The following is a 19,063-nucleotide window of genomic DNA, read 5'->3' on the forward strand; positions in this document are numbered from 1 at the left end:
ATGGCCGATAACACACTTCACTCTTCCGCCCGCGATAACTGGCTGGAGCGCCGCTTTGCGCTGCGCTCGCGCGGCGGCACGCTGCGCAGCGAATGCCTGGCCGGGATCACCGGTTTTCTCGCCGCCGCCTATTTACTGGTGGTCATCCCGGGACTGCTGGCGATAGGCGGAATGGACAAAGGCGCCGCCACCACCGGCACCATTCTGGTCTTCGTCGTCGGCTCGCTGCTGATGGCGTTTTACGCCAACCTGCCGTTTATCGTCGGCCCGGGCATTGGCGGCTCAGTGCTGGTGGGGGTCACGCTGGCCGGTAGCGAGGGGATTGGCTGGCAGACAGGCCTCGGGATCGCCTGCTGGTCGGGGGTTCTCTTCTTCCTGCTGACCCGCTTTGGCCTGCGCGAAGTGGTCACCCGCTCGGTTCCGCAGTCGATCAAGCTGGGGCTGACGGCCTCCATCGGCCTGTTCGTCGCCGTCCTCGGCTTTCGCAACGCCGGGCTGGTGCTCGCCAATGCCAAAACCAACGCCCTGATGCTCGGCGACTTCCTCGCCCCCGGCGCGCTGGTGGCGCTGTGCGGCCTGTTCCTGGCGATAGCCCTGCAGGCGCGTAAGGTGCCGGGCGCCATTTTGTGGGCCATTCTGTGCGCTACCCTGGTGGGGATCCCGTTCGGCGTCACGAAACTGCCGACGCATTTTATCGATGTCCCCCACTCGCTGGCCCCGGTGCTGGGAGAGGTTGACCTGCTGGGGGCGTTAAACATCGCCTTCCTGCCGTTCCTGTTCGTCTTTTTCGCTTCTGAGTTTTTCTCCACCATGGGGACGACGCTGGCGGTGGGCGGCGAGGCGGGCCTGCTGGATGAAGAAGGCAACATGCCGCAGATTAATCGCCCGTTTATGGTCGATTCGATTGCCGCGGCGCTCGGCCCGTGGGTAGGTATTCCGGCGGCGACGGCGCTGATTGAGTCCTCGGCGGCGGCGGAAGCCGGGGGCAAAACCGGCCTCACCGCGCTGTCGGCGGCGGTGATGTTCCTGCTGATGCTGCTGTTCACGCCGGTGGCGCTGATGATCCCGAAGGAGGCCACCGCCCCGGCGCTGATCCTGATCGGCCTGAACATGTTCAGCGGCCTGCGCAAAGTGGATCTCGGCAACTTCACCGACGGCCTGCCGGTGCTGATGATGGTGATGATCACCCTCATCGCCAACAGCTTCGGCACCGGCATCGCCGGCGGGCTGCTGTTTTACATTGTGATCAAGGCCATCGCCGGCAAGTGGCGGGAAATCCCGATTGGCCTGTGGGTGCTGGCCGTCCCGCTGGTCTACTACTTCGCGACCTTAGTTAGACATTAAGCCCTTCACAATGTGATTTCACCTCTTCATATAACAAACGCACCGCGGCAGAGAGCTGTTTGCGGTGCGGACAAATCAGGTTCAACGGCACCACATCCCCCTGGTAACGCGGCAGCAGGCGCCGCAGGCGGCCCGCCCGCAGATCGTCGCTGACGTCGAGCATCGATTTATAGGCAATGCCCTCCCCGGCCACCGCCAGCCGGCGGATCACCTCCGCGTCATCGCTCATCACCGTGCCGGAGACCTTCTGCTGCAGAACTTCGCCGTCGAGGCTCAGCGACCAGCGGTCGAACGGGCGGCCGCGCAATATATAGATCAACGCATTGTGCTGGCCGAGCTCCTCAAGGGTCTGCGGCTCGCCGTGGCGGGCGATCCACTCAGGAGAGGCCACCAGCACCCGACGATTTTCCGGCGCCACCGGCAGCGAAATAAACGAGGCGTCATCGTTATTGCCATAGCGAAACGCGACGTCCACCGGATCTTTAAACACGTCGGTCAGCTGGTCGGAAAAGAGCAGCCGCAGGCGCAGCGCCGGGTGGCGTTGCCGAAAGTCGCGGAACAGGGTCAGGAGCAGGTTACGCCCGAGATCCGACGGCACGGCGATCTGCAGCATGCCGCGAATTTCATCGTCCGGGGTCTGGATCTTCTGCAGGCCGGCCTCGAGGGTATCGAGCATCTGGGTGGCATACGGCAGCCAGGTCTCCCCCTCCGGCGTCAGGCGCAGGCTGCGGGTCGAGCGGGCGAACAGGCGAATATTGAGGATCGTCTCCAGACGCTTAATCGCCGCGCTCACCTGCGCCGGTTGCTGCCCCGCCTCGCGCGCGGCGTCGCTAAAACTGCCCAGTGCCGCGGCGCGGACAAATAAGGTCAGATCTTCCAGCCTGAACATGCCGATTCTCCCCTGCTTCAGATTGCTCCCAAAATAGGCATCACCGTCGCTGCAACGCAAGCGGCGCAGGACTTGCGCCGTGTTTTGCTTACACTTTTTAAAAATCCAGTGCTTGCCATTTCAGCAACGCATCAGGAATGATACGAGGCTGCTATTTTGAGTCCAGGTAATATTGAGGAAACTATGCGTAAAACAAAAATGATGCTTCTGGGCGTACTCCTTGCCACCGCCGGCGCCAGCTGGACGGCTTCTGCCGCGGGGATCGATCAGTATGCGCTGAAAGAGTTCACCGCCGACTTCACCCAGTTCCACATTGGCGACACCGTTCCGGCGATGTACCTCACCCCCGAATACAACATCAAAGGGTGGCAGCAGCGTAATCTGCCCGCGCCGGACGCCGGCAGCCACTGGACCTATATGGGCGGTAACTACGTGCTGATCACCGACACCGAAGGCAAAATCCTCAAGGTGTACGATGGCGAGATCTTCTATCATCGCTGATCCGCTCAAACTCCGCATCCGCCCCGGCGAACCAGCGGACTCTCCGGCGCTGCGCCAGCTCTTTCTGCGGGCGCGCAGTATGTCGTGGACCTGGCTTCCCTCCACGACGTGGCGGCTGGAAGATTTCGATGCCGCCACCGCGGATGAACAGCTGTGGGTCGCGGAATACGACGGCCTGCCGGTGGGCTTTGCCGCCGTATGGACCGCCGATAACTTTCTTCACCATCTGTTCGTCGACCCGGACTGGCAGGGCAGACATATCGGCAGCGCGCTGCTGGCGCAGGTCGAACGGACCTTTACCGCCAGCGGGACGCTGAAGTGCCTGATGGAAAATAAAAACGCCCTGCGCTTCTACCAGCGTCACGGCTGGACCATCGAAGCACAGGGCGCCTCGCCCGAGGGCGGATACTGGCTGATGCGCTCGCCGCGGCCTTAAACGGCGCGGAAGGCAATCTCACCCGGGATCACTTCTCCCTGCCAGTACATCTGGGCCGCCACCCGACCCGCCAGCTGGCGGTAGATGTCGGTAAATTCGCTTTCCGGACGCGCCACCACCGTCGGCGTGCCGTTATCCAGATCTTCCCGCAGCGTAATATGCAGCGGCAGCTGGCCCAGCAGCTGGGTGTGGTATTTCTCGGCCAGTTTTTGCGCGCCGCCGGTGCCGAAGATCGGCTCATGGTGCCCGCAGTTGCTGCAGATATGCATGCTCATGTTTTCCACGATCCCCAGCACCGGCACTTCCACTTTTTCGAACATCACGATGCCTTTTTTGGCGTCGATCAGCGCGATATCCTGCGGCGTGGTGACTACCACCGCGCCGGTGACCGGAATGTTCTGCGCCAGCGTCAGCTGGATGTCGCCAGTGCCCGGCGGCATATCCAGCACCAGGTAGTCGAGATCCGGCCACAGGGTCTCCTGCAGCATCTGCATCAGCGCCTTGCTGGCCATCGGCCCGCGCCACACCATGGCGTTGTCGTCGGTCACCAGGTAGCCGATGGAGTTGGTGGCCAGACCGAACTTCATGATCGGCGCCATATGGGTACCGTCCGGGGAGGTCGGGCGGCTGTCTTCCGCGCCAAGCATGGTCGGAATCGACGGGCCGTAGATATCGGCATCCAGAATGCCCACCTTCGCCCCTTCCGCGGCGAGCGCCAGCGCCAGGTTTACCGCCGTGGAGGATTTACCGACGCCGCCTTTCCCGGAGCTGATGGCGATAATGTTCTTCACGCCGTTGATGCCGGGCTGGTTTTTCACGCGCTTGAGGGTCGCGATGCTGTGGGTCAGCTTCCAGTCGATGGCCTTCGCGCCAGTGATGCGCAACAGCTCGGCGCTGCACTGCTCTTTGAGCGCTTCGAAGGCGCTGCTCCAGACGAACGGCATTTGTAGCTCGATATGAACGGTATCGTCCAGCCAGGCGACATGGTGCAGTGCCTTGAGGGTGGTGAGATTATGCTTCAGGGTTGGGTGCTGGAAATTGGCCAGCGTCCCGGCGACCATCGCGCGGAGGCGCTCGGGGGATTTGGCCTGGGATTGCGAATTCATCCCGACTCCTTTGTTGTTTTGAGATGCTTTCAGTAATCACAGAGTTTATCACAGGAAAGGATTATCCATATATGGGCAGCCATTTATGGCGCACCCACAGCCCTTTTGGTAATATCGGAAGCCCTTTTTACAACAGAAGATGTAATGCTCACTATGACTCAAGTCGCGAAGAAAATTCTGGTAACGTGCGCCCTGCCGTACGCCAACGGCTCCATCCACCTCGGCCACATGCTGGAGCACATCCAGGCTGATGTCTGGGTCCGTTACCAGCGAATGCGCGGCCACGAGGTCAACTTCATCTGCGCCGACGACGCCCACGGCACGCCGATCATGCTCAAGGCGCAACAGCTCGGTATCACCCCGGAGCAGATGATTGGCGAGATGAGTCAGGAGCATCAGACCGATTTTGCCGGCTTCGACATCAGCTACGATAACTATCACTCGACGCACAGCGACGAGAACCGCGAGCTGTCGGAGCTTATCTACACCCGTCTGAAAGAGAACGGTTTTATCAAAAACCGCACCATCTCTCAGCTCTACGATCCGGAAAAAGGCATGTTCCTGCCGGACCGTTTTGTGAAAGGCACCTGTCCGAAGTGTAAATCTCCGGACCAGTACGGCGATAACTGCGAAGTGTGCGGCGCGACCTACAGCCCCACCGAACTGATCGACCCGAAATCGGTGGTCTCCGGCGCCACGCCGGTGATGCGTGACTCCGAACACTTCTTCTTCGACCTGCCGTCGTTCAGCGAAATGCTGCAGGCGTGGACCCGCAGCGGCGCGCTGCAGGAGCAGGTGGCGAACAAAATGCAGGAGTGGTTCGAATCCGGCCTGCAGCAGTGGGACATCTCCCGCGATGCGCCGTACTTCGGCTTCGAAATTCCGAACGCGCCGGGCAAATATTTCTACGTCTGGCTGGACGCGCCGATCGGCTACATGGGCTCTTTCAAGAACCTGTGCGACAAGCGCGGCGACACCACCAGCTTCGACGAATACTGGAAGAAAGACTCCACGGCCGAGCTGTATCACTTTATCGGCAAGGACATCGTCTACTTCCACAGCCTGTTCTGGCCGGCGATGCTGGAAGGCAGCCAGTTCCGTAAACCGACCAACCTGTTCGTGCATGGCTACGTGACGGTCAACGGCGCCAAGATGTCTAAGTCGCGCGGCACCTTCATTAAGGCCAGCACCTGGCTGAAGCACTTTGATGCCGACAGCCTGCGCTACTACTACACCGCCAAGCTCTCTTCGCGCATCGATGATATCGACCTCAACCTGGAAGACTTTATCCAGCGCGTTAACGCCGACATCGTCAACAAGGTGGTTAACCTCGCCTCGCGCAACGCCGGCTTTATCAGCAAGCGTTTTGACGGCATGCTGGCCGCTGAGCTGGCCGACCCGGCGCTGTACAAAACCTTCACCGACGCGGCGGAAAGCATCGGCGAAGCGTGGGACAGCCGCGAGTTCGGTAAGGCCATCCGCGAAATCATGGCCCTCGCCGACGTGGCCAACCGCTATGTTGATGAGCAGGCGCCGTGGGTGGTGGCGAAACAGGAAGGCCGCGACGCCGACCTGCAGGCCATCTGCACCATGGGCCTGAATATGTTCCGCGTGCTGATGACCTGGCTGAAGCCGGTCCTGCCGCAGCTGGCCGCGCGCGCGGAAGCGTTCCTCAACAGCGAGCTGAGCTGGGACGCCATCCAGCAGCCGCTGCTGGCGCATAAGGTCAATCCGTTTAAGGCGCTGTACAACCGCATCGAGATGAAGCAGGTGGAAGCCCTGGTGGAAGCCTCTAAAGAAGAGGTGAAAGCCACCGCGGCGCCGGTCAGCGGCCCGCTGGCGGACGATCCGATTCAGGAAACCATCACCTTTGACGATTTCGCCAAAGTCGACCTGCGCGTGGCGCTGATTGAAAACGCGGAATTCGTCGAGGGCTCCGACAAGCTGCTGCGCCTGACGCTGGATCTTGGCGGCGAGAAGCGTAACGTCTTCTCCGGCATCCGCTCCGCTTATCCGGATCCGCAGCCGCTGATTGGCCGCCTGACGGTGATGGTCGCCAACCTGGCGCCGCGCAAAATGCGCTTCGGCATCTCGGAAGGGATGGTGATGGCCGCCGGCCCTGGCGGGAAGGATATCTTCCTGTTAAGCCCTGACGACGGCGCGAAGCCGGGTCAGCAGGTGAAATAATAAAAAAGCCGGAGAATATCTCCGGCTTTTTTTTGCCCGGCGGCGCTACCCTTGCACGGGCCGACGGGTTTTGTAGGCCGGGTAAGGCGAAGCCGCCCCCCGGCTAACCATCACGCCTTCGGGTTATGCACCCGCTGGGTCAGGCCGCGCAAGAAATTGCGCAGAAACTGGTCGCCGCACTCGCGGTAGTTTTTGTGGTCAGGCGACCGCATCATGGCGGTCACTTCCGGCACCGAGACGCGGTATTTCTGCTCGCTCATGATCGCCACAATATCATCCGTTTTCAGCGAGAAGGCGATCCGCAGCTTTTTCAGCACCGTATTGTTATTCACCCGGCGCTCCAGCGCCAGCTCCGGCGCCGAATCGTCTTTACCGCGCTTGTCATAGATAAGGCCGTTGAGGAAACCCGACAGGATAATGTCCGGGCAGCGGACAAAGCCCTCTTCATCCTCTTTCGTCGTCCAGGTGTCAAAGCTGGCGGAGGTGGATTCCATGTCGGATAGCGCAAGAATGCGCACCATATCGTTATTATTGACTTTCAGGGTGTAGCGCAGGCTACGAAGAATATCATTACTGAGCATGAGTGCCTTTTACTGTCGATGATGCAATGGGGCGCAGTGTAGCAGCTTTACAGGCCAATCGCCTCTTTCAGGCTTTTTAAATAGCGCCGGCTCACCGGCACCGTTTGCCCGGCGCGCATCAGCAGCTCCGCCTGACCATTCTCCTCCAGGCGAATCTCCTTCAGGTGCGCCATATTCACCAGATACTGGCGATGACAGCGCAGCAGCGGCGTGCGGCTCTCAAGGGTGCGCAGGGTCAGCTCGGTAAACCCCTCCTTGCCCTCGCGGTCGGTCACGTAGATCCCGCTCATCCGGCTGCTGACGAAGGCCACATCCTCCATCTGCAGCAGCCAGATACGGCTGTGGCCGGTACAGGGTATGTATTTCAGCGTCTGCCGGGCGTCATCCAGCAGCGACACATCCTGCAGATTACGCTCCTGGCGCAGGCGGGCGAGGGTTTTCTCCAGCCGGGCAGCTTCAATCGGCTTGAGCAGATAGTCAAAGGCGTGCTCCTCAAAGGCTTTCACCGCGTATTCATCAAAGGCGGTGAGAAACACGATATAGGGGCGGTGCTCCGGGTCGAGCATCCCGACCATCTCCAGGCCGCTGATGCGCGGCATCTGGATGTCGAGAAACAACACGTCGGGACGCAGCTTATGGACTGCGCCAATCGCCTCCACCGCGTTGCCGCATTCGCCGACGATCTCGATATCGCGCTGAGTCTCCAGCAAAATACGCAGGTTTTCCCGCGCCAGCGGCTCATCATCGACGATCAATACTCTCAGCATGCATTCTCCTCCAGGGGCAAACGTAGGGTGACACGGGTAAAGCGCTCCGGTTCGCAGGTGACGCTGATGCCGCAGTCGGCGCCAAAACGCGCCCGAAGCCGCCTGTCCACCAGATTCATCCCCAGCCCGCTGGCCTGAGGGTTGGCCCGGTACAGCCCGGCGTTATCTTCGATATCCAGCTGCAGCCAGCGATCGTCCTGGCTGGCGCGAATGGTAATTTCGCCGACGCCAAGATGTTGCGATGTGCCATGCTTAATGGCGTTCTCCACGATCGGCTGCAGGGTAAAGGCCGGCAGCTGGTGATGCGCCAGCCCTTCCGGCACCGCCATCTGGATCTGCAGGTTAGCCTGAAAGCGGGCCTTCTCAATCTGCAGGTAGGCGTTAACATGCTCGATCTCATCGGCGAGGGTGACGATTTCTGTCGGCCGCTTCAGGTTCTTGCGAAAGAAGGTCGACAGATACTGCACCAGCTGGCCGGCCTGCTCGCTGTCGCGACGGATCACCGCCTTCAGGGTGTTAAGCGCGTTAAACAGGAAGTGCGGGTTGACCTGGGCATGCAGAAGCTTGATTTCGGATTGCGTCAGCAGCGCCTTCTGCCGCTCGTACTGCCCGGCGAGGATCTGCGCCGACAGCAGCTGGGCAATCCCCTCCCCCAGGGTGCGGTTGATCGAACTGAACAGGCGGTTTTTCGCCTCATACAGTTTGATGGTGCCGATCACCCGCTGGTTCTCGCCACGCAAGGGGATCACCAGCGTCGACCCCAGCTTACAGTGCGGATGAATCGAGCAGCGGTAGGGCACCTCGTTGCCGTCGGCATACACCACCTCCCCGGTCTCAATCGCCCGTTGCGTATACGAGGAGGAGATAGGTTTGCCCGGCAGGTGATGGTCGTCGCCGATGCCGGTAAACGCCAGCAGCTTGTCGCGGTCGGTGATCGCCACCGCGCCGATATCCAGCTCCTGGATAAGCACCTGGGCCACCTTCATGCTGTTCTCTTCGTTGAACCCCTGACGCAGGATCCCCTCGGTGGACGCCGCCACCTTCAGCGCCGTGGCGGAAAAGGCGGAGGTGTACTTCTCGAACATCGCCCGCTTGTCCAGCAGAATGCGCATAAACAGCGCCGCGCCGACGGTATTGGTCACCATCATCGGCGCGGCAATGCTCTGCACCAGATGCAGGGCGTCCTGGAACGGGCGGGCGATCAGCAGAATAATCATCATCTGCACCAGCTCGGCCACGAAGGTGATCGCCCCGGCGGTCAGCGGGCTAAAGACTTTGTCCGGCCGGCCGCGCTTGACCAGCACGCTGTGCACCAGACCGCCCAGCAGCCCCTCGACGATAGTGGACACCATGCAGCTTAAGGCGGTCATCCCCCCCAGCGAGTAGCGGTGCAGGCCGCCGGTCAGCCCCACCAGCCCGCCGACCACCGGGCCGCCGAGCAGGCCGCCCATCACGGCGCCGATGGCGCGGGTGTTGGCGATAGAGTCTTCGATATGCAGACCAAAATAGGTCCCCATAATGCAGAAAATGGAGAAGGTGACGTAGCACAGCAGCTTGTGCGGCAGGCGAACGGTGACTTGCATCAGGGGGATAAACAGTCGGGTTTTGCTCATCAACCACGCGATGACCAAAAATACGCACATCTGCTGAAGCAGCAGCAACACCAGATCAAACTCGTACATACCCGCAAACCACACATTCCTGAAAGCGCGTACCTTACACTGCCTGGCGGAGACTTTCTTTGAAGCCCTGCATAAAAATGAAAAATGACGGGCAGGATCACACTTTTTTGCAGCGCGTGACGCAGCGAAAGCGGCAAAAAGCCCGGCGCGGCGCGCTAAACCGCAATTAATGTTTCATTAACACCTGTGCTTCACCGTATAATCCCCCTGTTAACATCAGGAGTCTATTATGAAGCCAGCGAAAATCGCGGTCGTCACTCTCTTCTTACTTATGGCCATCGGCGGGATCAGCGGCGTGATGCTGGCCGGCTATTCCTTTATTGTACGTGGCGGTGTCGGCTGAGCCAGCGGGCCAGGCGCTCAAATGCGCGGTCGACAATAATCGCCGCCAGCGCCACCAGCAGCGCCCCCTGCACGATATAGGCGGTATTAAACCCGCTCAGGCCGATGATGATCGGCGTCCCAAGCGTATTGGCCCCCACCGTCGAGGCTATCGTCGCGGTACCAATATTGACGATGACCGAGGTGCGGATCCCCGCCAGGATCACCGGGGCCGCCAGCGGCAGCTCCACTTTGCACAGACGCTGCCAGCCGGTCATGCCCATCCCTTCTGCCACATCTGACACGCCCGACGGTATCGACCCCAGACCGGCCAGAGTCCCTTGCAGCACCGGCAGTATGCCATACAGCGCGAGGGCGATCAGCGCCGGCAGCCAGCCAAAGCCCAGCACCGGCACCGCCATCGCCAGCACCGCCACCGGCGGAAAGGTCTGCCCGATAGCGGCGATGGTCTCCACCAGCGGACGAAACGCGCTGCCCGCAGGCCGGGTGACCGCCACCCCAGCCCCCAGCCCGACAGCGGTCGCCGCGAGGCTGGACGCCGCCACCAGCCAGCCGTGATCGACAGTGAGCGCCCAGAAGCTCTCCTGCTGGTAGACCGGCCGCGGCAGTTCCGGAAACAGCCGGCTGAACAACGGCGCGCTGTAGGGCAGCCCCGCCAGCAGGCCGATAAACATCGCGCTAAGCCACCACAGCGGCTCACGAAGCGCCTTCATGACTCGCCTCCTGGCGCAGCAGATCGGCAAAATGCAGCGTGCCGCAGGGGTGCCCCTCGGCATCCACCACCGGCAGCGCCTCGCAGCGCCGGGCGACAAACTGCGACAGCGCTTCCCGCAGGGTCATGGTGACGGTCAGCCCCTCGCCCGCCAGCCGCTCGTCGGGACGCAGATAGTCCCGCACCTCGCGCAGCGACAGCAGGCGCACGCCCAGCTCGCTGCGGCCAAAAAAGGTTTGCACAAAGCGATTCTCTGGCCGCAGGAGCATCTCCAGCGGCGCCCCCTGCTGGACCACCTCGCCGCCGTCCATCAGCACCAGGTGGTCCGCGAGACGCAGCGCTTCGTCAATATCATGGGTCACCAGAACAATCGTCCGCCCCAGCAGGCGATGGATGCGCAGCATCTCCTGCTGCAGCGCCTCACGGGTCACCGGGTCGAGGGCGCCGAAGGGCTCATCCATCAGCAGTACCTCCGGGTCTGCCGCCAGCGCCCGCGCCACCCCGACCCGCTGCTGCTGGCCGCCGGAGAGCTGGTGCGGGTAGCGGTCGCGCAGCGTTGCCTCCAGCCCCAGCAGCGCCATCAGCTCGTCGACCCGGTCGGCGATCCTCCCCCGCGGCCATTTTTGCAGCTGCGGCACGGTGGCGATATTCTGCGCCACCGTCCAGTGGGGAAACAGGCCGATGGACTGGATGGCATAGCCCATCCGCCGCCGCAGGGTCAGGAGCGGCTGCTGGCGGATGTCTTCGCCGGCAAAGCGAATCATGCCCCGGTCCGGCTCCAGCAGGCGGTTGATCATTTTCAGCGTCGTCGACTTGCCCGAGCCGGAGGTTCCCACCAGCACCGAGAAAGCGCCTTCGCGCAGCTGCAGGGTCAGGTCCTTCACCGCCGGGTGGCCGGCAAACGCTTTGCTGACCCCTTCAAATTCAATCATTGGCCTCTCCTTTCAGCCAGGCGCCCCACAGGGCGAACAGAGCATCCACGACCACCGCCAGGGCAATGGTCGGCACGACCCCGAGCAGCACCAGATCCAGCGCGCTGCTCAGCAGCCCCTGGAACACCAGCGCGCCAAAGCCGCCGGCGCCGATCAGCGCCGCCACCACCGCCATGCCGACGGTTTGCACGCTGACCACCCGCAGGCTGCGCAACAGCACCGGCATCGCCAGCGGGAGCTGCACCAGACGAAAGCGCTGTCCGGCGCTCATGCCCATCGCCGTCGCGCTCTCCAGCGCATCCCGCGGCACCTGCTGCAGGCCGGTCACCACCCCGCGCACCAGCGGCAGCAGCGCATACAACGTCAGGGCGATCAGGGCCGGCGCCACGCCGGTCCCGGAGACGCCCAGCTCGCCCAGCGCCGGGAAATAGCGCGCCAGACCGGCAAGCGGGGCAATCAGCAGGCCGAACAGCGCCACCGACGGGATAGTCTGGATCACATTGAGCACGGTGAAGGCCGGCGCCTGCCAGCGCGGACGCCGCCAGAGCCATACCCCCAGCGGCAGGCCAATGATCAGGCCCGGCAGCAGGGTGCCAAACAGCAGAAGCAGATGCTGGCGCAGGGCGTCGTCAAACACCTCCTGGCGGTTGGCATACTCCTTCAGCAGCGAGAGCTGATCGAGCGCCCCGGCGGCGAGCAGGATGATGGGCAGAAGCCAGACTTGCGCATTGAGCAGCCAGCGCCACAGCGGCCGGGCGGTAAGATGACGAATGGCCTCGCTGGCCAGCAGCAGGCAGAGCGCCAGCGACAGCCACAGACCGCTGCCGGGCGAGGTGCGCGCCAGCGGCGAGCCGTGCCGGGAGAGCTCAATCGCCGCCTGGCCGCTGCCCCAGATAAGCAGCGGGAAGAGCAGTTCGGCCAGCAGCAGATGGAGAAGCGGCGCAACCCTGCCCGGCAGCCAGCAGAGCAGGATCCCGGCGAGGGCTGCCGCCAGCTGAACGCCGGCGAGCCAGGGCATCACCTGCAACAGCCCGCGCCCTTCCCCGGAGAGTAAGCGATTCGGCGCGTAAGCGATAAACGGCAGCGCCAGCGTAACCAGCAGCAGGCCTGTCAGCAGCAGGCCGACGCGGTGAGTACAGCGAATGGTCACCGGTGGCTTACTTCAGCAGGCCTTTCTGCTGCAGATAATCTGCCGCCACGCGCTTCGCATCCTGGCCTTCCACCGCGATGCGGGCGTTGAGCTGTTGCAGGGTCTTTTCATCGAGGCTGGCGAAGACCGGCTTCAGCCAGTCGGCAATCTGCGGGTAGGCTTTAAGCACCGCCTCGCGCACCACCGGCGTCGGGGCGTAAATCGGCTGCACGCCCTGCGGGTCGTTCAGCGTCTGTAACCCCAGAGCCGCCACCGGGCCGTCGGTGCCGTAGGCCATCGCCGCGTTGACGCCGGAGGTCTGCTGCGCCGCCGCTTTGATGGTCACCGCCGTATCGCCCCCGGCCAGCGACAGCAGCTGGTTCTGGTTGAGTTTGAAGTCATACGCTTTTTCAAACGCCGGCAGCGCGTCCGGGCGTTCAATAAACTCCGCCGAAGCCGCTAGCTTAAATTCGCCGCCCTGCTGCAGATAGCGGCTGAGGTCGGCCAGCGAGGTCAGATGATTTTTCTCCGCCAGCTCCTGGCGCACGGCGATGGTCCAGGTGTTGTTAGCCGGAGCCGGGGTGAGCCATACCAGCTGATGTTTCTCCTGATCCAGGCGTTTCACCTTCTCATAGCCCTGCCGGGCATTCTTCCATGCCGGGTCGTTTTCATCTTTAAAGAAGAAAGCGCCATTGCCGGTATACTCCGGATAGATATCCAGCTCGCCGGCGACAATCGCCCCGCGAACCACCGGCGTGGTGCCGAGCTGGATTTTATTAATCGTTTTGACGCCGTGGTTTTCCAGCACCTGCTGGATCATATTGCCCAGCAGCGCCCCTTCGGTATCAATTTTCGAGCCGACCTTCACCGGCTCCGCCGCCTGCAGCGGCACACTTATCAGGGCGGCCAGCGCCAGCGCGCCGGACCATTTCGTCGCCATCTTCATCCCGCTTCCCTCAGTTCTTTTGCGCTTCGCTTACAGAAGCTTAAGAGAAAAGCGTAGTCCATTTGCCAGCGATACGAAAAAGAAAAGGCCGATTAATCGGCCTTTAACGTGTGACGTTGGGCTTAAGGGCTCTGCCTTACAACAGCTCAAACTCGCTCTGCTTCACGCGGGCGGAGTCCACGCCGATAAAGACATTGAATTTGCCCGGCTCAGCGACGTATTTCATTTGCTGGTTCCAGAACTTCAGCGCGTCGACGTCGATCGGGAAGCTGACGGTTTGCGTTTCACCCGGCTTGAGGGTGACCTTTTTAAAGCCGCGCAGCATTTTCACCGGCCGGCTCATGGAGGCGGTGACGTCCTGCAGATACAGCTGAATGACCGTCGCCCCTTCGCGTTTGCCGGTGTTGGTCACCTGCACGCTGGCGGTCACGCTGCCGTCGCGCGGCAGGGTGGCCGACGACATGGTGACATCGGAGACGCTAAAGGTGGTGTAGCTCAGGCCGTAGCCAAACGGGTACAGCGGGCCGTTGGCCTCATCGAAGTAACGCGAGGTGTACTTGTTCGGCTTCTCCGGATTATACGGCCGACCGGTATTCAGATGGCTGTAGTAGGTTGGGATCTGCCCCACCGAGCGCGGGAAGGACATCGGCAGCTTGCCCGACGGGTTATAGTCGCCAAACAGCACGTCGGCGATGGCGTGGCCGCCTTCGGTGCCGGCAAACCAGGTCTCCAGCAGCGCATCGGCTTGCTGATCCTCTTTCACCAGCGCCAGCGGACGGCCGTTCATCAGCACCAGCACCAGCGGTTTGCCGGTGGCTTTGAGGGCGGCAATCAGATTGCGCTGGCTCTGCGGCAGGGTGATGTCGGTCCGGCTGGAGGCCTCATGGGCCATCCCCTGCGCCTCGCCCACTACGGCGACCACCACGTCGGATTGCTTCGCCGCCGCGACGGCTTCGTCGATCATTTCCTGCGGCGAGCGCGGGTCAACCTGCACTGCTTTCTCATACAGATTGAGGAAATCGACAATGCCTTTGTCGTCGGTAACGTTCGCCCCTTTGGCGTAAATCACTTTGCCGTTATCGCCCAGCGCTTCTTTGATGCCGGTCAGGACGGTCACCGACTGATCGGCCACGCCCGCCGCCGACCAGCTGCCCATCATGTCGCGTTTGCTGTCCGCCAGCGCGCCCACCACCGCGATAGTGCCGGATTTTTTCAGCGGCAGCGTATCGAGACGGTTTTTCAGCAGCACCAGGCTCTCGCGGGCCACTTCGCGCGCCTCTTTACGATGCAGACGGCTTTCCGCGTTGGTGTCCTGCGGGTCAGAATCTTTTGGTCCCAGGTGGCTGTACGGATCGTTGAACAGCCCCATGTCATATTTGACGTTGAGCACGTGACGGGTGGCGTCATCCAGCTCAGCCATGGTCACCTTGCCGGATTTCACCAGCCCCGGCAGGTATTTGCTGTAATACTCGTCGCTCATGCTCATGTTGATGCCGGACTTCAGCGCCACGCGCACCGCGTCTTCCGGGTCGGAGGCCACGCCGTGCTTGATCAGCTCTTTGATGGCGCCGTGGTCGGAAACCGTGATGCCTTTAAAGCCCCACTGGTCGCGCAGGACATCTTTCAGCAGCCAGGAATCGGCGGTCGCCGGGGTGCCGTTCAGCGAATTCAGGGCCACCATCACCGCGCCGCTGCCGGCATCGAGACCGGCTTTATACGGCGGCATATAGTCGTTGAACAGGCGCTGCGGGCTCATGTCGACCGTGTTGTACTCTTTCCCGCCCTCCACCGCGCCGTAGGCGGCGAAGTGCTTGACGCTGGTCATCACTGAATAGCGGTCAGCCGGGCTCTTGCCCTGCATCGACGCCACCATCGCCTGGCCCATCATCGTGGTCAGATACGTGTCTTCCCCGAAGCCTTCGGAAGCGCGTCCCCAGCGCGGGTCGCGGGAGACGTCGACCATCGGCGCCCAGGTCATGTTCAGCCCGTCATCGGCGGCTTCATAAGCTGACACGCGGCCCACGGTTTTCACCGCGTCGAGGTTAAACGACGAGGCCAGACCGAGGCTTATTGGGAAGACAGTGCGCTGGCCGTGCAGCACATCGTAGGCAAAGAACAGCGGGATCTTCAGGCGACTAAGCTGCATCACCTGATCCTGCATGACGCGGATATCCGGACGGGTGACGGTGTTAAAAATCGCTCCCACCTGGCCCGCTTTGATCATCTCGCGGATTGCTTCTTTCGGGTTATCCGGGCCGACGCTTATCAGACGCAGCTGGCCGATTTTCTCGTCCACGGTCATTTTTTTCAGCAGGTCGGTAACAAAGGCATCCCGCGCCTGCGGGGTCAGGGGGTGGTTACCAAACAGTTCATCCGCCAGCGCGGGTTGCAGCGCCAGACTCACGGCGACGCCTACAGTGCAGAGCCATTTCATTGTTATCTCGCTTTTTCTCAGACGGGGACTTGGTAAAACATAATAAAAACCGCAGTTTGCCATATATATAAACAACGCGCCCGCAGAATGCTAAGGTTCTTCTCTGATTTTTGCGAAACATTCATGCATCAAATTGTCATACAAAGCGCTATGCTTATCCTCGATATTTCGCGCACCACCACAAGGAGTGGAACATGTCATCTGCACCCACTAACACCCATAAAACGTTTCTGGCTGACCTGGCGCGCCTGGTTGGCCCTTCGCATCTGCTGACCGACCCGGCAAAAACCCAGCGCTACCGCAAAGGCTTCCGCTCCGGCCAGGGCGAAGCGCTGGCGGTTGTCTTTCCCGGCACCCTGCTGGAACTCTGGCGCGTGCTCAACGCCTGCGTCGACGCCGATAAAATCATTTTGATGCAGGCGGCCAACACCGGCCTGACCGAAGGCTCCACCCCCAACGGCAATGATTACGATCGCGAGATCGTGATTATCAGCACCCTGCGCCTGGATAAGCTGCATCTGCTGGACAAAGGCGAGCAGGTGCTGGCCTGGCCCGGCACCACTCTCTATTCACTGGAAAAAGCGCTGAAACCGCTGGGGCGCGAGCCGCACTCGGTGATCGGCTCATCGTGCATCGGCGCGTCGGTGATCGGCGGGATCTGCAACAATTCCGGCGGCTCCCTGGTGCAGCGCGGGCCAGCCTATACCGAGATGTCGCTGTTCGCGCAGATTGACGCCGACGGTAAGCTAAAGCTGGTCAACCATCTGGGCATCGATCTCGGCAGTACGCCGGAGCAGATCCTCAGCCGACTCGACGACGAGCGGATCAGCGATAGCGATGTGCTGCACGATGGCCGTCACGCCCACGATCACGACTATGTTACCCGCGTGCGCGATGTCGATGCCGACACCCCGGCGCGCTACAACGCCGACCCGGACCGCCTGTTCGAATCCTCCGGCTGCGCGGGTAAACTGGCGGTTTTCGCCGCGCGTCTCGATACCTTCCCGGCGGAGAAGCGCCAGCAGGTGTTTTACATTGGCACCAATCAGCCGCAGGTATTGACCGAGATCCGCCGCCATATCCTCGCCGAGTTCCAGCATCTGCCGGTGGCCGGGGAATATATGCACCGCGATATTTACGATATCGCCGAGAAGTATGGCAAAGACACCTTCCTGATGATCGACAAGCTCGGCACCGACAAAATGCCGTTCTTCTTCACCATGAAGGGGCGCACCGACGCGATGCTGGAGAAAGTGTCGCTGTTTAAGCCGCACTTTACCGACCGGTTTATGCAGAAGCTCGGCCACGTCTTCCCGGCGCATTTACCGGAGCGGATGAAAACCTGGCGCGACAAATATGAACACCATCTGCTGCTGAAGATGGCCGGCGACGGCATCGAAGAAGCGCAGCGCTGGCTGACAGCGTACTTCCAACAGGCCGAGGGGGAGTTCTTCGCCTGCACGCCGGAGGAAGGCAGCAAAGCGTTCCTCCATCGCTTTGCCGCCGCGGGCGCGGCGATCCGCTATCAGGCGGTGCATGCTGACGAGGTGGAAGATATTCTGGCGCTGGATATCGCCCTGCGCCGTAACGATACCGAGTGGTTCGAACATCTGCCGCCGGAGATCGACAGCCAGCTGGTGCATAAGCTCTACTATGGCCACTTTATGTGCCATGTGTTCCATCAGGATTACATCGTCAAGAAAGGGGTCGACGCCCATGCGCTGAAGGAGCAGATGCTGGCGTTGCTAAAAGCCCGCGGCGCCCAGTACCCGGCGGAGCATAACGTGGGTCATCTGTATGAAGCGCCGGAGAGCCTGCAGCAGTTCTATCGCCAGAACGATCCGACCAACAGCATGAACCCGGGAATCGGCAAAACCAGCAAGCAGAAATACTGGGGTGAAGCGGCCCCGGCGCCGGCCTCCCCGACGGATCCGCAATAATCGGCGGCAGGACTATTCAGCCTGGCGCTTCTGTATTACGCTGCACGCCGGAGAATGTCTCTCCGGCAGATTCAGGAGCGCCGCCATGCCTGCAGAGGCCCCGTTACTCGACAGTGATTTAGAAATTCGTGAAGCGCTGCCCGACGATGCGCACGCCATCGCCGCGCTGTATGTCTGGCACGTGCTGAATGGTCGCGCCTCCTTCGAAGAGATCCCCCCCACCGTTGACGAAATGCGTAAACGGATCCAGACCGTGCGCGATAACGGGCTGCCCTGGCTGGTAGCGCTGTGGCGCGGGGCTATCGTCGGCTACTGCTACGCCACTTTCTATCGCCCGCGCCCGGCCTATCGCTACACCCTAGAAGAATCGATCTACGTGGAATCCGGAATGGGCGGGCGCGGCATCGGCAGCGCGCTGCTGTCGCGGCTGATCGCCGAATGCGAGAAAGGCCCATGGCGGCAGATGCTGGCGATCATCGGCGATGGCCATAACAATGCCGGCTCGCTGGCGATCCATAAAAAGTTCGGTTTTACCGTGGCAGGTCAGCTGCGCAGCGTCGGCTATAAGATGGGCGACTGGCGGGATACGTTGATTATGCAGCGCGCGCTGGGTGACGGCGACTGGACGCTGCCGGAGTAATATTCGGCGTCACATCCCGCGGCTCGCGGCATAAACCCCCCAGCCCGATTGCCCGGCGGCGCTGCGCTTGCCGGGCCTACGAAGGAGGCGAACCCGGCGCCAAATAACGTAGGCCGGATAAGGCGTCAGCCGCCATCCGGCACAACGCGGCACTCGGCGTGATTGCCCGGCGGCGCTGCGCTTGCCGGGCCTACTAAGGGGCGGAACCTGGCGCCAAATAACGTAGGCCGGATAAGGCGTCAGCCGCCATCCGGCACAAACGTGGCACGGTGCCGGGTATATTGCCCGGCGGCGCTGCGCTTGCCGGGCCTGCGAAGGGGGCGAACCCGGCGCCAAATAATGTAGGCCGGATAAGGCGTCCGCCGCCATCCGGCGCAAACACGGCACGGTGCCAGGTATGTTGCCCGGCGGCGCTGCGCTTGCCGGGCCTGCGAAGGGGGCGAACCCGGCGCCAAATAACGTAGGCCGGATAAGGCGTCAGCCGCCATCCGGCAC

17 protein-coding genes are annotated in these 19,063 nt (G+C 61.8%); 7 read left to right on the forward strand and 10 right to left on the reverse strand.

The features are described 5' to 3' along the window. Entirely contained in the window at positions 1 to 1,344 is a 1,344-nt protein-coding gene (locus tag ABLV04_RS17410; RefSeq protein ID WP_023290415.1) for an NCS2 family permease, read from the forward strand. Here the strand turns inward: ABLV04_RS17410 and ABLV04_RS17415 are convergent. Continuing rightward, positions 1,334 to 2,233 (reverse strand): LysR family transcriptional regulator, encoded by a 900-nt coding sequence (locus tag ABLV04_RS17415; RefSeq protein ID WP_032453496.1) that lies wholly within the window; start codon positions 2,231 to 2,233, stop codon positions 1,334 to 1,336. The genes ABLV04_RS17410 and ABLV04_RS17415 overlap by 11 nt on opposite strands. A 183-nt stretch (positions 2,234 to 2,416) precedes the next feature. Between ABLV04_RS17415 and ABLV04_RS17420 the strand changes: the two genes are divergently transcribed. Beyond that, entirely contained in the window at positions 2,417 to 2,734 is a 318-nt protein-coding gene (locus tag ABLV04_RS17420) for an RcnB family protein (protein WP_004201590.1), read from the forward strand. Then, positions 2,709 to 3,170 carry a GNAT family N-acetyltransferase gene (locus ABLV04_RS17425; RefSeq protein ID WP_348815980.1) on the forward strand — a complete coding sequence of 154 codons (462 nt, stop codon included), beginning with the start codon at positions 2,709 to 2,711 and terminating at the stop codon, positions 3,168 to 3,170. Before ABLV04_RS17420 ends, ABLV04_RS17425 begins: the two co-directional genes overlap by 26 nt. Here ABLV04_RS17425 and apbC read toward each other — a convergent pair. Further along, a complete protein-coding gene (gene apbC / locus ABLV04_RS17430; protein ID WP_023290418.1) occupies positions 3,167 to 4,276 on the reverse strand; it encodes an iron-sulfur cluster carrier protein ApbC in 1,110 nt (369 codons plus the stop codon). The genes ABLV04_RS17425 and apbC overlap by 4 nt on opposite strands. A gap of 153 nt (positions 4,277 to 4,429) precedes the next feature. Here apbC and metG point away from each other — a divergent pair, with 153 nt between their 5' ends. Further along, on the forward strand, positions 4,430 to 6,463 hold the full coding sequence (metG, locus tag ABLV04_RS17435) for a methionine--tRNA ligase (RefSeq protein WP_032453499.1): 2,034 nt from the start codon (positions 4,430 to 4,432) through the stop codon (positions 6,461 to 6,463). A 110-nt stretch (positions 6,464 to 6,573) separates the two neighbouring features. Here metG and ABLV04_RS17440 read toward each other — a convergent pair whose 3' ends face one another. The 3 genes from ABLV04_RS17440 to ABLV04_RS17450 are packed head-to-tail and all read right to left on the reverse strand — an operon-like array spanning position 6,574 to position 9,493. Continuing rightward, positions 6,574 to 7,044, reverse strand: a complete 471-nt coding sequence (locus ABLV04_RS17440; protein WP_023290420.1) for a DUF1456 family protein — start codon at positions 7,042 to 7,044, stop codon at positions 6,574 to 6,576. A gap of 47 nt (positions 7,045 to 7,091) precedes the next feature. Next, positions 7,092 to 7,811 carry a two-component system response regulator BtsR gene (gene btsR / locus ABLV04_RS17445; protein WP_023290421.1) on the reverse strand — a complete coding sequence of 240 codons (720 nt, stop codon included), beginning with the start codon at positions 7,809 to 7,811 and terminating at the stop codon, positions 7,092 to 7,094. Further along, positions 7,805 to 9,493, reverse strand: a complete 1,689-nt coding sequence (locus ABLV04_RS17450) for a sensor histidine kinase (RefSeq protein WP_004189065.1) — start codon at positions 9,491 to 9,493, stop codon at positions 7,805 to 7,807. The genes btsR and ABLV04_RS17450 overlap by 7 nt, the downstream gene beginning before the upstream one ends. 229 nt (positions 9,494 to 9,722) lie before the next feature. Between ABLV04_RS17450 and ABLV04_RS17455 the strand changes: the two genes are divergently transcribed. Further along, positions 9,723 to 9,836, forward strand: a complete 114-nt coding sequence (locus ABLV04_RS17455) for a protein YohO (RefSeq protein ID WP_002912762.1) — start codon at positions 9,723 to 9,725, stop codon at positions 9,834 to 9,836. Here the strand turns inward: ABLV04_RS17455 and ABLV04_RS17460 are convergent. From ABLV04_RS17460 to bglX, 5 genes are all read right to left on the reverse strand, one after another. After that, positions 9,811 to 10,548, reverse strand: a complete 738-nt coding sequence (locus tag ABLV04_RS17460; protein ID WP_064154329.1) for an ABC transporter permease — start codon at positions 10,546 to 10,548, stop codon at positions 9,811 to 9,813. The two genes, ABLV04_RS17455 and ABLV04_RS17460, sit on opposite strands and share 26 nt — an antisense overlap. Then, entirely contained in the window at positions 10,532 to 11,479 is a 948-nt protein-coding gene (locus ABLV04_RS17465; RefSeq protein WP_048297894.1) for an ABC transporter ATP-binding protein, read from the reverse strand. Before ABLV04_RS17465 ends, ABLV04_RS17460 begins: the two co-directional genes overlap by 17 nt. Continuing rightward, positions 11,472 to 12,629: an ABC transporter permease gene (locus tag ABLV04_RS17470; RefSeq protein WP_180265536.1), complete on the reverse strand. Its 1,158-nt coding sequence runs from the start codon at positions 12,627 to 12,629 to the stop codon at positions 11,472 to 11,474. The genes ABLV04_RS17465 and ABLV04_RS17470 overlap by 8 nt, the downstream gene beginning before the upstream one ends. 7 nt (positions 12,630 to 12,636) lie before the next feature. Then, positions 12,637 to 13,554: an ABC transporter substrate-binding protein gene (locus ABLV04_RS17475; RefSeq protein WP_180265535.1), complete on the reverse strand. Its 918-nt coding sequence runs from the start codon at positions 13,552 to 13,554 to the stop codon at positions 12,637 to 12,639. A gap of 136 nt (positions 13,555 to 13,690) precedes the next feature. Beyond that, entirely contained in the window at positions 13,691 to 15,988 is a 2,298-nt protein-coding gene (gene bglX, locus ABLV04_RS17480; RefSeq protein WP_023290426.1) for a beta-glucosidase BglX, read from the reverse strand. A gap of 194 nt (positions 15,989 to 16,182) precedes the next feature. Between bglX and dld the strand changes: the two genes are divergently transcribed. Together dld and ABLV04_RS17490 are read left to right on the forward strand one after the other, a co-directional pair. Next, on the forward strand, positions 16,183 to 17,928 hold the full coding sequence (gene dld, locus ABLV04_RS17485) for a D-lactate dehydrogenase (RefSeq protein WP_048982084.1): 1,746 nt from the start codon (positions 16,183 to 16,185) through the stop codon (positions 17,926 to 17,928). 85 nt (positions 17,929 to 18,013) lie between these two features. Next, positions 18,014 to 18,568, forward strand: a complete 555-nt coding sequence (locus tag ABLV04_RS17490; protein WP_002912829.1) for a GNAT family N-acetyltransferase — start codon at positions 18,014 to 18,016, stop codon at positions 18,566 to 18,568. The last annotated feature ends 495 nt before the right edge of the window (positions 18,569 to 19,063 follow it).

The sequence above is a fragment of the Klebsiella sp. JN_Kp127 genome (assembly GCF_040062505.1).
GTDB lineage: Bacteria > Pseudomonadota > Gammaproteobacteria > Enterobacterales > Enterobacteriaceae > Klebsiella > Klebsiella quasipneumoniae.

What these genes read in the sequence shown, in the direction of transcription:
- ABLV04_RS17410 (WP_023290415.1), top strand. Translation starts at nt 1, where the DNA reads ATGGCCGATAACACACTTCACTCTTCCGCCCGCGATAACTGGCTGGAG.
- ABLV04_RS17415 (WP_032453496.1), bottom strand. Translation starts at nt 2,233, where the DNA reads ATGTTCAGGCTGGAAGATCTGACCTTATTTGTCCGCGCCGCGGCACTG.
- ABLV04_RS17420 (WP_004201590.1), top strand. Translation starts at nt 2,417, where the DNA reads ATGCGTAAAACAAAAATGATGCTTCTGGGCGTACTCCTTGCCACCGCC.
- ABLV04_RS17425 (WP_348815980.1), top strand. Translation starts at nt 2,709, where the DNA reads ATGGCGAGATCTTCTATCATCGCTGATCCGCTCAAACTCCGCATCCGC.
- apbC (WP_023290418.1), bottom strand. Translation starts at nt 4,276, where the DNA reads ATGAATTCGCAATCCCAGGCCAAATCCCCCGAGCGCCTCCGCGCGATG.
- metG (WP_032453499.1), top strand. Translation starts at nt 4,430, where the DNA reads ATGACTCAAGTCGCGAAGAAAATTCTGGTAACGTGCGCCCTGCCGTAC.
- ABLV04_RS17440 (WP_023290420.1), bottom strand. Translation starts at nt 7,044, where the DNA reads ATGCTCAGTAATGATATTCTTCGTAGCCTGCGCTACACCCTGAAAGTC.
- btsR (WP_023290421.1), bottom strand. Translation starts at nt 7,811, where the DNA reads ATGCTGAGAGTATTGATCGTCGATGATGAGCCGCTGGCGCGGGAAAAC.
- ABLV04_RS17450 (WP_004189065.1), bottom strand. Translation starts at nt 9,493, where the DNA reads ATGTACGAGTTTGATCTGGTGTTGCTGCTGCTTCAGCAGATGTGCGTA.
- ABLV04_RS17455 (WP_002912762.1), top strand. Translation starts at nt 9,723, where the DNA reads ATGAAGCCAGCGAAAATCGCGGTCGTCACTCTCTTCTTACTTATGGCC.
- ABLV04_RS17460 (WP_064154329.1), bottom strand. Translation starts at nt 10,548, where the DNA reads ATGAAGGCGCTTCGTGAGCCGCTGTGGTGGCTTAGCGCGATGTTTATC.
- ABLV04_RS17465 (WP_048297894.1), bottom strand. Translation starts at nt 11,479, where the DNA reads ATGATTGAATTTGAAGGGGTCAGCAAAGCGTTTGCCGGCCACCCGGCG.
- ABLV04_RS17475 (WP_180265535.1), bottom strand. Translation starts at nt 13,554, where the DNA reads ATGAAGATGGCGACGAAATGGTCCGGCGCGCTGGCGCTGGCCGCCCTG.
- bglX (WP_023290426.1), bottom strand. Translation starts at nt 15,988, where the DNA reads ATGAAATGGCTCTGCACTGTAGGCGTCGCCGTGAGTCTGGCGCTGCAA.
- dld (WP_048982084.1), top strand. Translation starts at nt 16,183, where the DNA reads ATGTCATCTGCACCCACTAACACCCATAAAACGTTTCTGGCTGACCTG.
- ABLV04_RS17490 (WP_002912829.1), top strand. Translation starts at nt 18,014, where the DNA reads ATGCCTGCAGAGGCCCCGTTACTCGACAGTGATTTAGAAATTCGTGAA.